Annotated in this window: 15 protein-coding genes and 2 pseudogenes; 8 read left to right on the top strand and 9 right to left on the bottom strand. The window is 48.7% G+C overall.

The features are described from left to right. Positions 1 to 21: 21 nt before the first annotated feature. The 3 genes from CWE09_RS12860 to CWE09_RS12850 all read left to right on the top strand — a co-directional run bounded on the left by CWE09_RS12860 (position 22) and on the right by CWE09_RS12850 (position 1,884). Positions 22 to 1,050: a cyclase family protein gene (locus CWE09_RS12860; RefSeq protein WP_126804459.1), complete on the top strand. Its 1,029-nt coding sequence runs from the start codon at positions 22 to 24 to the stop codon at positions 1,048 to 1,050. 138 nt (positions 1,051 to 1,188) lie between these two features. After that, on the top strand, positions 1,189 to 1,389 hold the full coding sequence (locus CWE09_RS12855) for a DUF2061 domain-containing protein (RefSeq protein WP_126804541.1): 201 nt from the start codon (positions 1,189 to 1,191) through the stop codon (positions 1,387 to 1,389). A gap of 105 nt (positions 1,390 to 1,494) precedes the next feature. Further along, a complete protein-coding gene (locus CWE09_RS12850) occupies positions 1,495 to 1,884 on the top strand; it encodes an SEL1-like repeat protein (RefSeq protein WP_126804458.1) in 390 nt (129 codons plus the stop codon). Positions 1,885 to 1,908: 24 nt separating this feature from the next. Here CWE09_RS12850 and CWE09_RS12845 read toward each other — a convergent pair. Both CWE09_RS12845 and CWE09_RS12840 read right to left on the bottom strand, forming a co-directional pair. Further along, positions 1,909 to 2,713 (bottom strand): annotated as a pseudogene (locus CWE09_RS12845) (NAD-dependent protein deacetylase). Next, positions 2,714 to 3,370: a DsbA family oxidoreductase gene (locus CWE09_RS12840; RefSeq protein WP_126804457.1), complete on the bottom strand. Its 657-nt coding sequence runs from the start codon at positions 3,368 to 3,370 to the stop codon at positions 2,714 to 2,716. Between the two features lie 145 nt (positions 3,371 to 3,515). On the opposite strand from CWE09_RS12840, the gene CWE09_RS12835 reads away from it, so the two are divergent. Then, positions 3,516 to 4,187 (top strand): DNA-3-methyladenine glycosylase I, encoded by a 672-nt coding sequence (locus tag CWE09_RS12835; protein ID WP_126804456.1) that lies wholly within the window; start codon positions 3,516 to 3,518, stop codon positions 4,185 to 4,187. On the opposite strand, the gene CWE09_RS12830 is transcribed toward CWE09_RS12835, so the two are convergent. The 3 genes from CWE09_RS12830 to gorA form a co-directional block, all read right to left on the bottom strand. After that, positions 4,188 to 4,484, bottom strand: a complete 297-nt coding sequence (locus CWE09_RS12830) for a YciI-like protein (RefSeq protein ID WP_126804455.1) — start codon at positions 4,482 to 4,484, stop codon at positions 4,188 to 4,190. Between the two features lie 10 nt (positions 4,485 to 4,494). Further along, on the bottom strand, positions 4,495 to 4,743 hold the full coding sequence (locus tag CWE09_RS12825; RefSeq protein WP_126804454.1) for a DUF6868 family protein: 249 nt from the start codon (positions 4,741 to 4,743) through the stop codon (positions 4,495 to 4,497). 229 nt (positions 4,744 to 4,972) lie between these two features. Then, entirely contained in the window at positions 4,973 to 6,328 is a 1,356-nt protein-coding gene (gene gorA / locus CWE09_RS12820) for a glutathione-disulfide reductase (protein ID WP_126804453.1), read from the bottom strand. Between the two features lie 87 nt (positions 6,329 to 6,415). On the opposite strand from gorA, the gene CWE09_RS12815 reads away from it, so the two are divergent. Further along, entirely contained in the window at positions 6,416 to 7,135 is a 720-nt protein-coding gene (locus CWE09_RS12815; RefSeq protein WP_126804452.1) for a M48 family metallopeptidase, read from the top strand. A gap of 81 nt (positions 7,136 to 7,216) precedes the next feature. Continuing rightward, entirely contained in the window at positions 7,217 to 8,206 is a 990-nt protein-coding gene (locus tag CWE09_RS12810) for a hypothetical protein (RefSeq protein ID WP_126804451.1), read from the top strand. On the opposite strand, the gene CWE09_RS12805 is transcribed toward CWE09_RS12810, so the two are convergent. The 3 genes and pseudogenes from CWE09_RS12805 to udk form a co-directional block, all read right to left on the bottom strand. Beyond that, entirely contained in the window at positions 8,203 to 8,877 is a 675-nt protein-coding gene (locus tag CWE09_RS12805) for an MlaC/ttg2D family ABC transporter substrate-binding protein (RefSeq protein ID WP_126804450.1), read from the bottom strand. The two genes, CWE09_RS12810 and CWE09_RS12805, sit on opposite strands and share 4 nt — an antisense overlap. 106 nt (positions 8,878 to 8,983) lie before the next feature. Beyond that, positions 8,984 to 10,191, bottom strand: a pseudogene (locus CWE09_RS12800) (NupC/NupG family nucleoside CNT transporter). Positions 10,192 to 10,233: 42 nt separating this feature from the next. Beyond that, the gene (gene udk, locus CWE09_RS12795; RefSeq protein WP_126804449.1) at positions 10,234 to 10,866 is read right to left on the bottom strand and encodes a uridine kinase; all 633 of its coding nucleotides are present in this window, start codon (positions 10,864 to 10,866) and stop codon (positions 10,234 to 10,236) included. A gap of 199 nt (positions 10,867 to 11,065) precedes the next feature. Here udk and cfa point away from each other — a divergent pair, with 199 nt between their 5' ends. Beyond that, complete coding sequence (gene cfa, locus CWE09_RS12790) at positions 11,066 to 12,184, top strand: cyclopropane fatty acyl phospholipid synthase (protein ID WP_126804448.1); 1,119 nt, start codon at positions 11,066 to 11,068, stop codon at positions 12,182 to 12,184. A 6-nt stretch (positions 12,185 to 12,190) separates the two neighbouring features. Here the strand turns inward: cfa and CWE09_RS12785 are convergent, their stop codons facing one another. Continuing rightward, a complete protein-coding gene (locus tag CWE09_RS12785) occupies positions 12,191 to 12,808 on the bottom strand; it encodes a hypothetical protein (protein ID WP_126804447.1) in 618 nt (205 codons plus the stop codon). Positions 12,809 to 12,962: 154 nt separating this feature from the next. Between CWE09_RS12785 and CWE09_RS12780 the strand changes: the two genes are divergently transcribed. After that, positions 12,963 to 13,436 (top strand): Dps family protein, encoded by a 474-nt coding sequence (locus tag CWE09_RS12780; protein ID WP_126804446.1) that lies wholly within the window; start codon positions 12,963 to 12,965, stop codon positions 13,434 to 13,436. The last annotated feature ends 51 nt before the right edge of the window (positions 13,437 to 13,487 follow it).

Genomic DNA, 13,487 nt, shown 5'->3' with positions numbered 1-13,487 from the left:
AATAAACAAAGAGGAATCATTATGTTTATACGCAAAAAAGTACTCCTAACCGGCCTGCTGAGCAGCAGTCTTCTTATGGCTCCGGCTCTGGCACATACCCCTATAGAAGGACTACTTGCAGATGCGCCGAGTAACTGGGGCAAATGGGGCGAGGATGATCAGGTTGGAGCCCTCAACTATCTGGACTCTGATCAGGTCATGCGCGGCATACAAGCCGTGCAAAGCGGTCAGACCTATACTCTGCAATTGCCCATGACACATGGCGTAGGCCCGGTTTTCCCGGGGCGGGTACCCACCATGCATTTTATGTCACAGGACGAAGGCCTGTATTCAACAGACAAATTAGAAGCCTTGCCAGGCGGCGTTAAATATTCAGACGACGCCGTGTTCATGTATCTGCAGGGAACGACCCATGTCGATGCGCTGGGACACGCCTGGTATGGTGATAAAGTCTATAATAACAATTCCGCAGACAGCACTGTGCATGGCCACGACGCAGTGGACGTTGGTGTCTTAGGAGAAAAAGGCGTAGTCGGACATGGGGTGCTGCTCGATGTAGGTCGTTATGCGGGTAATGAAGTCAATCGCCTGGCCCCCGGAAGTTGCATTCACTTAGATGACCTGCTGAATACGGCCGAAGCTCAGGACGTCAGCCTGCAAAAGCGCGATATATTGCTTATCCGGACCGGATCTATGGGCCGTTATTACAGTGACCAACCGGATGCTGAATGGGACGCCATGACCGAGCCCGGACTGTGTTATAGCGAAGAGCTGGTGCAGTGGATTTACGACATGGAAATCCCTTTTATCGCTGCGGACAACCTGGCGGTAGAGCTAGTCCCCCAGGAAATCGATGGTCAGGATTACGTAATTCCGCTACATGGCGTACTCATGCGCGATTTGGGCGTGGTACTCAGTGAGCTTTACTGGCTGGATGACCTGGCCGACAGCAGTGCCGCAGACGGCCAATACAACTTCTTATTTACCGCCGCGCCGTTGAAAATGAAGCGCGGCTCAGGATCACCGGTGAATCCTATCGCCATTAAATAATAGATGATTGCAAACCGGGCGGTTGAAACTGCCCGGTTAAACCCATTAACCTAATCGGAAAAGTTCGCTGGCAAATAACAATAATGAGAACTATTATCAAAGGGTAGGTTTCACTCAGGAGGTACCGTGATGCATTATCTGAACAAAACGTTTTCATTCGCCGTCGTGCACTTTACGGTTGCCTTTCTGGTAACCTGGTTAATTACTGGAAGCTGGGTACTGGGTGGCGTCATTGCTATGGTAGAACCTGCGGTCAATACAGTCGCTTATTTTTTCCACGAAAAAGCCTGGGGCAGAATTGACCGCCGCCGTGCCGCCGAAGCTGCAGCCATTAGCTAAGCGTGCCTGCAGGGTCTTTACTTACATAGCTTTAACACTCTCTTTATTGATTTAGTCCCTGTAGCAGACCACTCTATAGATAAGACTATTTCCCGAGAGTGACCCATGAAAACTCATTACCTAACACCTCTTATTTTTTGTTGCGCTCTTTTTCCTGCGCAGGCTACTGATATCGACAGTGCCTATACAGCTTACAAAAAAGGGCATTACGAACAGGCCTACCTGAAATTCGACCAATTGCTTGCTGAGCAGAATCCCGACGCGGCCATGCAGATGGGCTTAATGACCTTAAAAGAGAAAGGTTGTGAGCACGACCCGGCAAAAGCTCTCGCCTTATTTGAAAAAGCCGCCGAATGGGGCCACCCGGAAGGCATGGCCATGGTCACTGAAATAAAACCCCGTCTTAATCAGCTGCAGCTTGAACGAGCTAAAACTTACCAGCAAGAAATTGATGAGCGCGAACAGCAGCCCCAACCGCTAGCCGACCTGGAGTGAAGTAAACTCTCACTGCAAGCTGTTTTACAAGGATAGATGCTGCAACGTTTCGCTAATGCCTAAATCCAGTTTCAGGCTGGCTAAGGCGTCGCCGCGGGTATGACCATAATTCAGCAGAGCAATAGGTTGCTGCCGACTGGCCGCCTGACGACAGAAACGAAAACCGGAAAAAACCATTAACGAAGAGCCTATCACCAGCAGGCCGCCACTTTCCTGCAAAGCATGATTCGCACGATTTACCCGCTCTTGTGGCACATTGTCGCCGAAATACACCACATCGGGTTTTAAAATCCCACCGCATTGAGGGCAATTTGCGACGGCAAAAGCAGTAAAATCAACATCCAGATCCGCATCACCATCGGGTGCCGCGGTAGCTTCTAATTGACTGAAGTCAGGATTTAACACAGCACATCGCTGATGCATCTGCAGGCGGCTCTCCTGATAATCACAACTCATGCAAATCAATTACCGAATGGGTTCCTGCCTGCTGATGCAGGCCATCCACATTTTGCGTTATCACCGTTCCAATCAGCCCCCGTTGCTGTAACTCAGTAATCGCCAGATGCGCGTTATTAGCCGCTGCCTTTTGCATCACCGGCCAGCCCGCCAGGCTGCGCGCCCAGTAACGCTGGCGTACTTCATGGCTGCCCATAAAATCACGATGCTGCACCGGCGGTCTGCGTTTCCAGTCACCCCGGTTGTCCCGATAGTCTGGAATTCCGGAATCAGTGCTCAAGCCGGCACCAGTCAACAGCGTCACAGGCCCGTGCTGAAGCAAAAAATCAGCCAGTAACTGCGCACCTAATGGGTTTGAGTTGGCAAAATACATCTAGCCCCTTTCCTCTGTCTCCCGACTGATCTGTTGCAACGTCTGAGCCAGAACTTCACTTTCCTGAGCACCATTGATGACATATTTTTGATTAATAATAAAAGCTGGCACCGCAGTAATACCTGCTTGTTGATAACGCTGTTCGTCAGCCCGCACTTCAGCCTGGTACTGACCACTGGTTAGTATCTGATTAGCCTCAGCTGAATCTAACCCCGCTTTCTCCACACAGTTGAGCAATACGGAATGCTTGCTGACATCCTCAGCGTTACCAAAATAGGCCTCAAACAAAACCTGTTTCAGCGCAGTTTGTTTACCGAACTGATGCGCCCACTTTAACAACCGATGCGCGTCAAAGGTATTGCAGGTATAACGCTGCTGCATCTTGTCAAAATTAAGTCCTAGCTGAACTGCTATTTCCATCATCTGTGCCTGAGCCTGCTCCATCTCTTGCTCACTACGCCCATATTTTTTGCTCAGCGCTGGCAAGATAGGCTCCGCCACCTGGTTCGGATCCGGGTTCAACTCAAAAGCATGCCATTCCACAGAGGCCTCTACTTCACCCTGCAGACTTTGCAGCGCCTTTTCCAGGCGCGCATAACCAATCGCACACCAGGGACAGGCAATGTCCGATACAATATCAATATGCACTGACGTCATAAGATTCCTTTTCATAGGTCACAGATCAAGTCCTCAGTTATACGTTATTTGTTGCGCTTAAGACCAATTTAACGGCGTGCTATTGCACCGCTTATTGGCAATGACTAAGCTAGCCTTTCCTATTTAATAAAGAGGCAGCCAGCCCATGAAATTCGCTGACTTTTACCAGCGCGCCGTTGAACGTAAAGGCAGCGAGGCCGCTGTAAACGAAAACCTGCCTGCAGTTGCCAGTCAGCCAGAACTTTGCGCGCGGCCTGATGACAGGTATTTATCCAGCATCACCCGCTGTGTATTTCGTGCTGGGTTCGTATGGCGCATTGTTGACCATAAATGGCCAGGCTTTGAAGAAGCTTTTAGTGGCTTCGTGCCCCGTTACTGGCAGCAGGTTCCGCCTGAGCGTATTGAAGCGCTGAGTAACGACCCGCGTATCATACGCAACATGCAAAAAATAAATACAGTGCCAATGAATGCGCGCATGATTGTTGAGGCCAGCGAGGAATACGGCAGTTTTGGTGCTTTCCTGGCGCAATGGCCATCCAGCGATCAGGCCGGGCTCCTGCTGTTTTTAAAGAAGAACGGAGCCCGCTTAGGCGGGGCTTCAGCTCAATACTTTCTGCGCATGGCTGGCTGGGACGGCTTTATCCTTTCCGCCGACGTCACCACGGCCTTGCAGAATTACAATCTACTGGACGCCACCCCGGGAACACAAAAGTCGTTTAAACAAGCGCAGCAGGTTTTTAATAACTGGCATGAGGAAACGCAGCTACCATACAGCCACCTGTCACGAATTCTATCCATGACACTGGACGCCCGTTAACTATAAAACCGGGTTTTCCAGGCAGCTTCCTACCACTACATGCCAGGGCTCAACCGTCCACCGAGTCACCAGTTTATTTTTAACATAGGGGTCTGCCGCAGCAAACGCCTCAACGACCTCAGCGCTGTCCGCTTTAAAAACCAGGTAAGCCCCGTCAATGGGGTCGCCTTTAGCGCCCGCCAGTAACAAAAACCCCTGCTCAACGTAGTCATTCGCCAACTTCAGGTGCTCGTCCCGGTATTGTTCACGACGGTCCAGGTAATCAGCCACTACCTGGTAGGTCAGCAAGTAATACATAACTATTCCTTTACGTAATAATATGCAGTGCCAGCCATGGCATCAGCACAAATAACGACAACATCAGTTTATAGATGGCCAAAGATACATAATGGGCCATATGAAACTGGTCCCGGCTCAGTGGAATAAAAGCAGTATGCGTTTTATACACAAAGTCACCAGCGAACTTAATCATAGATGACCAGAACAACAGCAGAATAAGGTTCAAGAACAGAGTCCAGCCCAATAAGCTTCGTAATAGTTCCAGAGTGAAATCCATGATGCACCTCGATTATCTGTTAACTTATATAGTATCGGGTTTTACCAATTGTTCCAGTGCTGGCTTATTTAACTTTAGAGGTAGAGGGTTGTAATTAAGGATCTAAGTGGAAATGGAGATTTATCGGCTATATTCAAGTTTTCCTTTTTCTGAATGCAACGAATACAAGCCAAGTGTTTACGTAACTAAGCTGGCTAATCATTCGCCAGCTTAGTGTTTCCCGGAGCCGCTACCTGAGCGTAACAAACTCTTCCGCACTGGTGGGGTGCAGCGCCACAGTAGCATCGAAGTCCGCTTTAGTAGCGCCCATTTTCATAGCCACTGCAAAACCCTGAATAATTTCATCCATACCTTCGCCAATGCCATGCAAACCAATAACCTTCTCGTCTTTGCCCACACATACCAGCTTAAAGTCGCTTAAAGCACGGTGGGGTGTCACTGCATTGTACATAGCGGCAAAGTTAGAAGCGTAAACCGTTACATTTTCTTTGCCATGCTCAGCAACCGCTTCCACTTCGGTCAAACCAATAGTGCCTATCGGAGGATGGCTGAAGACTATCGTTGGGATCAGGCTATAGTCCATATGCGCATCCGGCATATCTTTGTTGAACAAACGTTCAGACAATAACCGACCTGCTTTAATGGCAACCGGCGTTAACGCGGCTTCACCGGTAATATCACCCACCGCGTAAATGCCTTTCACATTGGTATTCTGATATTTGTCGGTTTTAATAAAGCCTTGTTCATCCGCTTCTACGCCCGCCGCCTGCAGGTTAATTTTATCTGTTGTTGGTTCACGACCAATGGCCCAGACCAGGCAGTCGACATCTTCAATGCATTCGTCATTCAAAGTAGTAATGCAAAGCGTGCCGTCTTCCTGCTTATCCACTTTCTTAATTTCGCTGTACTTATGCAGTGTCGGCCCGTCCTGCTCCATGCGTACTAACAGGCAGTCGATAATGTCACGGTCAAAGTCGCGCAACGGACGATCCTGACGCACCATCAGGTGGGAATCTGTGCCCAGAGCATGGAAGACTCCTGCCAGTTCTACTGCTATGTAACCTGCGCCTACCACGACCGCTTTTTTCGGTTGTTCCTTAAGAGCAAAGAAACCATCCGAATCAATGCCGTGCTCAGCACCTGGAATATTTGGAATCGTTGGCCGACCACCTACAGCTATAGTGATGTGATCTGCGGTAATGGTTTCACCGTTCACTTCAACGGTATTGGCATCCACAAAGGTGGCAAAACCTTCGATATACTCAACGCCATTGCCTTCAAAGCCACGCTTGTAACCACCGTGTATACGCTCAATATAGGCTTCACGATTTTTGACCATGGTTTCCCAGCTGTAACCTGTCTGCTCAATTTCAAAACCATAGGAAGGTGCATATTTCAAAGCTTCGGCGATGTGCGCGCCATACCACATGACTTTTTTCGGTACGCAACCTACATTCACGCAAGTGCCACCCACCGCCTTAGCTTCTATTACAGCGGCTTTAGCCCCACGAATCGCAGCCCGGTTAGCAGAGGCAATACCACCGCTACCTGCACCAATACTAAGGTAATCGAAATGTCTGCTCATGAATCTATCCTGTTCAGGTCAAAAAAGAAGTTATACCATGATCGCACTGCTAGTTGAGGCGTGCAAATCAGGTTTTGAAGTACTATTGTGAATTACACTATTTCTCGTAGCCGTCGGCGCACCACTATCGGCATAAAAATAGAACAGGGTGAGGTACGTGTTATGGCGCCGACTGGATTAGCCAGTCAGCGCATTGCTGATTTTGTAGCCAGTAAACACAACTGGATCCAGCAGCATGTCACTGCGCAACAAGCTCGTTTAAGCCCCCTGCCTAAGCGCCAGTGGCAACATGGCGAACACCTTTATTGGTTGGGGCAAAAACTACAATTACAAGTGCGACCAGGACAACGCAGTACCATTGATTACGACGCAACCACCCTAAGTCTTAATATTCGCCTGTCGCGTCGGGTAACCCGTTGCGAGGACAAAGTGCGACAGCTGGTGACCCAGTGGTATAAAGAACAGGCACAGTTATGGCTGGATACCACTTTACCGCAGCTAGCGGCCTACCAGGAATTAACTCCTGGCAGCTGGCGAGTCAGTAGTTATCGCGGCAAGTGGGGGGCCTGCTCACACTCAGGCCACTTAAGTTTCAGCTGGCGCCTTTTTGCCGCCCCGGAATGGGTAGTACGTTACGTGGTACATCACGAGCTCTGTCACCTGGCTCATTTTGATCACTCTAAGGCTTTCTGGCAACTTTTGCATGCCCATGATGCTAATCTGAAAGCAGCAGAAAGCTGGCTGAAGCATCATGGCATAACCTTGCTGCACGATGACTATTTTAGCTATGTAAAAGAAACCGAATAATCTAGACAAGGACCCTGCATCATTCTACATTGGTGCACAAAGGGTATATATTTTGTATACCATCATACGGAGTGTGAATACATGCGCCTAAGCAGCCCGCTGCTTTTGCTTCTTGGACTGTTTTTGTTGTCCCCTGTGGTGGCAGAAGAAAAACAACTAGAAGAACAGGAAGAAGAACAGAAAGAACCGGATAACGACCACATAATGCTGGACAGCCTGGAACAGGGGGTTACCTCTACGGTAGACGCCACAGCCCGCTGGTTTGACCGGTTTTTCGGCGACTCGCGCGCTTTTGAAGATGAATACAGTACTCAGGGACGGCTTTCTGTGGGCCCGGAATGGAGTGAGTTTGACGGCACTAAAGTCCGCTCCAGCTTTCGCGCCCGCGTCAACCTGCCTCATGCGGAACGCCGTTTTTCTGCTTTCATTGGCCGTGTCGATATTGATGACTTTGTAGCAGGTGAAGATACTCAGAGACGTAGCTCGGTATTGCGCAATGTATCTGGAGATAGTGAGTGGCTGGTTGGTTTAGGCTTTGACCCTCATCAGGGCGAACAAAGCCGGTTTTCAGTCAATGCCGGAATTCGCGGAGGCTTGCGAGCTGACCTCTATACTGAAGGCCGCTACTTATTTCAGTACCGCATGTCAGACAGAACCCAGGTACGAACCCGCAGCGTTGGTTTTTGGCGTAATAGTGACGGTTTTGGCTTTGCCCAGCGTCTGGACTATGAACAAACGGCTGGTGACGACTGGCTTGGTCGCTTTACCATAGAAGGCACCCGGGCTGAGCGCATTTCCGGCATTCGTTGGCACAGTAGCGCCTCTGTCTATCATTTATATGCTGAGGAACGCGCCATTGCGACTGAAATCTGGTATGCCGGAGAAAGTGGCAATGTAGTTCCGGACCGGGACATGGGTATACGCGGCATTCATCGCCAGTCATGGCGCCGGGATTGGTTTTACATTGAAAGCTGGATCGGTATGCACTGGCCAAAAGAAGAGCCCGGCCAGACACGCAAAGGCTCCTGGCTGGTCGGGATAGAATTTGAAATGTGGTATGGGCAGAACTAATCCTGCGACGTAAAATCTTCCATATCGAGTTCTTCGTCCAGGCGAATCTCGGCACCTGCCCGTTCGCGCAACAGCTCCATAGCACCATCAAAACCATGCTGACGTAGTACCGCCTGCATTTCAGAGCGCTGAGCACTAAGCATGCTTATATTCTCAGCTTCCAGATCAAATGCCATCCAGGGAGCATCGGGGCTTTGACGGCGTAGATTGAAGTTCAAACGAACGGGAGGCCCACCTTCCTGAATCAGCCGGGCACGAACGATTACCGTACGTTCGTTCTCATAATCGCTTTCACGGCCAAATTCTAATACGTGTTTATCTTCATCGTACTGAGTGAAAACACGGGCATAGGTAGTTACCAGATAATCACGAAAAGCATCTACATACTCGCGACGCTGATCATTATCCAAGCGTTGCCAGTTACGCCCCATCACCTGAGCCGCAGCAAAACGGTAGTCAGTATAAGGCAGTAATTCTTCTTCCATGATGGTGCGCAGGTAGTTGGGTTCTTCTTCGATTCGGCTTCGGTCATTTCCGATCCGCTCAATCATACGTTCCGCCACTTCCTGCAGCAATCGGTAGGGGTTCTCATTATCAACAATGCGCTCGTTTGCACTTGCAGGCACCATAGCAAGCACAAGAAGCATCAACCCTGCCATTAAAGATCTCATAATTCACTCCTAAAATAGAGATATCGGTGTAGTTGGACTATTCTAACCACTTTTACGTTCTGTATGTTCTCTTAATATTGTATCTACTTATGTAGAAAAGCGATCATTATGCGAGTGTAAAAAATATGCCTGCAATGGCAGCACTCATTAAGTTAGCCAGTGTAGCTGCCAACAAGGCGCGCATACCTAGCTCTGCGATGTCTTTACGACGACTTGGTGCCATCCCACCCAAACCACCTAACAGAATAGCAATAGATGAGAAATTTGCGAAACCACACAACATGAAGGTGATAATAACCTGACTGTGCTCGCTTAACTGGTCTTTATAGTTAGCAAAATCCAGGTAAGCCACAAACTCGTTTATCACCAGTTTCTGGCCAATAAAGCTACCTGCCACCCTTGCTTCATCCCAGCTCACACCAAGAATGAATGCCAGGGGCTGGAAAATAAAACCAAATATCTGCTGCATAGTGAGCTCGGCGTAACCGAACCAGCTGCCAACCCAACCAAGTATGCCATTTAACAGCGCTATCAGAGCGACAAAGGCGAGCAGCATGGCGCCTACATTCAGGGCTAGCTGTAAGCCACTGGAGGCACCCGAAGCAGCCGCATCTATAATATTGGTACGACGTTCTTCTACCGGTGTTTCAGCAAGCTCATCTCTGGGTTGTTCAGTTTCAGGCATAATAATCTTAGCCATTAACAGGCTACCCGGCGCCGCCATAAAACAGGCCGCGATCAGATATTTTAATTCAATACCCAGCCCGGCATATCCCGCCAGTACCGAACCGGCTACTGAGCCTAAACCGCCGACCATAACAGCAAAAAGTTCAGAACGGGTCATATTAGGAATAAAGGGCCGCACCACCAAAGGAGCTTCGGTCTGCCCGACAAAGATATTAGCTGCCGCTGACATAGACTCAGGACGACTTGTGCCCAAGAAACGTTGCAAAAGGCCACCAATAAGGCGAATGACCCAGCTCATGACACCAATATGATAGAGCACTGAAATAAGTGCCGAGAAAAAACGATAACACCAAGTACATGAATGGCGAAAATAAAGCCTTGAGAATAAGCGCCTAAATCGCCAAACAAAAACTCCATACCTTCATTGGCGTAGCCAATGACATTAGCTACACCTAAGGCAAAACCGCCTAGCAAATCCTGGCCAAACGGCACGTAGAGAACAAAAGCACCTAAACCCGCCTGTAATGCAAAGGCCCCGCTCACTGTGCGCCAGCGAATACTGCCCCGTGCGGCGGAAAAAAGGTAAGCAATAAGCAGTAAAACAGCGATACCAATCAGGCCTATCATGCAAAGTCCTTGTTCTTGGGTCGTTTGTAAGGGAGGTGGTAATTATTCAGCCAGCAGCTGACGGATTTTTGCTTTTATAATATCAATCGCTATTTCGTTCTGCCCACCACGGGTTACTACCAGGTCAGCATGTTGCTTGGATGGGAAGATAAAGTCAAAAAAAGCGGGCCGAACGTAATTTTCATATTGTTCAGTAATGGAGGCCAGGCTACGACCGCGCAGCTCCATATCGCGATTGATGCGGCGCAGCAGGCAAGTGTCTAAAGGCGTGTCCATAAAAACCGAGATATCAAATTGCTCACGCAAGCTTTCATCACTGAGCAATAATATACCCTCAACCAGAATAACCCGGGCCGGTGAGACCGTGATACTTTTTTCCAGGCGAGTGTGTTCCTGATAAGAATATTGAGGCATTTCAACTGACTGGCCACTACGTAACAACTGCAGATGTTCACTTAACAGGCCATGTTCGAAAGCGGCAGGATGGTCATAATTGGTTAACTGGCGCTGCTCAAAGGAAAGGTGACTTTGGTCACGATAATAGGCATCTTCCTGCAATACTGAAATGCGTTCCCCGCCCAGCTCTGCCACTAATTCCTGATAGACCGTTGATGCAAAAAGACTCTTACCAGAAGCTGACGCTCCGGCAATGGCAATAATAGTTGTTTTACCCACAAGAAACCTTCATATCGCTGCTGATAAGGACGCATTAAGCGCGCATTATCACCAATTCAGCAGCAGATATAAATACAAGAATGTATAAAAATCCTGACGGACAAATTTAACTCGTTGGTCTGTAGGGTGATTACTCAGTATTTGAGCGCTATACTGGAGCCTGACTTGACCCTTATCTCTCGACTAAGAAGGAGAACGCATGTCAGCCCGAGACTTTGCTGAAGAGCTTTTAAACAAAGCCGATATTAAAATCAATGGTGACAGACCCTGGGATCTTCAGCTGCACAACGACACCACCATTAATCGGGCGCTGGCCTACGGTAATTTGGGATTAGGCGAAGCTTATATGGATGGCCACTGGGACGCTGAGCAGCTGGATGTGTTTTTCGAAAAGCTCCTGCGCGCCAAAGTAGCCAAACAAATTAGCCCTTCCCGCCTCTTTTTTCATGTTATCAAGAACCGCTGGTTCAATCGCCAGAGTAAAAGGCGATCCTGGGAAGTAGGCCAGAAACATTACGACATCGGCAACGATTTATACCAGTCAATGCTCGACAAACGTATGGTTTATACTTGTGCCTACTGGGCCCAGGCAAGTGACCTGGACACTGCGCAGGAACACAAGCTGGAATTAACCTGCCGCAAACTTGGCCTTAAACCGGGCATGCGCATTCTTGATGTCGGCTGCGGCTGGGGAAGCTTTATGAAATATGCGGCAGAAAACTACGGCGTCGAGTGCGTTGGCGTCACTATCTCTAAAGAGCAGGTAGCGATGGGGCAGGAATTGTGTGAAGGGTTGCCCGTCGAATTTCGTTTGCAGGACTATCGCGAACTGAACGAAGAGTTCGATGCCATCGTCAGTCTGGGTATGTTTGAACATGTAGGCCCCAAAAATCACCGCACGTACATGGAGGTAGTAAATCGCTGCCTGAAAGAAGACGGACTCTTTCTGTTGCATACTATCGGGCGCAATGTTGGCGGTACTATGCCCGACCCCTGGATTGAAAAATATATCTTCCCAAATGGCGAATTACCTTCCATCGGCCAGGTAGGTAAAGCCGCGGAAAATTTGTTTGTTGTAGAGGACCTGCATAATTTTGGCGCCAGTTACGACAAAACGTTAATGGCATGGCAACAGAACTTTGAGCAGCACTGGCCTGAGTTGCAGAAGAATGAAAAATACGACGAACGCTTTCGCCGTATGTGGCGGTATTACCTGTTGTCCTGCGCGGGTGCTTTCCGCGCCCGCGACATTCAGCTCTGGCAGTGGGTCTTGTCTAAACAAGGGGTACCAGGCCACTACCAGCGCCCTTCTATATAAATCACATTAGAGGTAGCCGCCTTCATGTCCCCAGGCAGCTGGTGGCGCTTCTACTGTCTCATCTAAATAAAAATCCACGCGCCATGTCCATTCGCCGTCTGACATAGTACCGTAGCTGTAACGGACTCCTGGCTCTATCTCTATACGCCAGCCCAGCACTTCGTCGTTGGGCCCAGTGCGCTCTGTATATATAAAATACTGGCGATTAAAATAGCCTTCGTCTTCGGTATAACCACCGTACATGGTGTTGCCTTCATCTTCAGAACCATCCTCCAGCCGATGGTCATGACGCAACTCCAGGGAGTCTTCATGCATAGTGTAGATCCAGGTACGTGAGCGGTCCCAGCTGTCCTCTTCAGGCTGCTCTATATGAAAAGGCGCAAAGATCTGATCTTCACTGCACTCCACAAAATGCACAATAAGCTCTTCGTTACCTTCAAGCAGATCATTGTCCTCGCGTTCAACCACGCGCTCACCGCGATAAGCATTGCCGCACAAGTCATGCAGCGCAGCGAAAAACTGCTGCTGCGGAGGAATATCTATCTCCCGCTGTCGTTCTGTACAGGCACTTAACGTCAAAATTGAGACCGATGCCACAATCAAAGACGGACTACTCATACGCATTGCTTTCTTCCTTAAATGACACATCATACAAAAACAATAGCTTTTGCTTTGAGCTAATGCAAAAAAGCGATGTTTTCTATCGCTTTAAATCATCTGCACCAACTGTCATTAAGGGCTATACTAGCTTCAATACGTTTCAAAAAAGGATCGACTCATGCAACAATTAAACGTGATTGGTTTAGATCAGCAAGGCGCTGAAAAACTTGGTAAGAAACTGAATAAATTATTAGCCAGCTACCAGATTTTTTACATGAACGTTCGAGGCTTTCACTGGAATATTCGTGGTGAGCGCTTCTTTGAGCTACATGTGAAATTTGAAGAAACTTACAATGACCTGCTGCTCAAAATTGATGAAATAGCTGAACGGATATTAACCCTGGGCCAACAGCCGCAACACACCTATTCAAACTATCTGGATAACAGCAGTGTGGAAGAAGCTGCTAACATTCATGACGGCCGTGAATGTGTAGAAAGCATACTGAATAGTTACCAGAGCGTTATCCGTTTACAGCGTGAAATACTTTCTGCCGCCGCTGAAATCGAAGACGAAGGCACGGCTTCCCTGATGGGCGATTACATCACGGAACAGGAAAAAACTGCCTGGATGTTAACTTCTTACCTGAAATAACGCTAATGACGGCTGCCAAAGTGGCGGCCGCCTCTTCCTTTTTGTATACTG

It is taken from the genome of Aliidiomarina minuta, from assembly GCF_003987145.1.
GTDB classification, from domain to species: Bacteria; Pseudomonadota; Gammaproteobacteria; order Enterobacterales; family Alteromonadaceae; genus Aliidiomarina; species Aliidiomarina minuta.
This window is presented reverse-complemented; position numbering and strand designations above follow the sequence as displayed.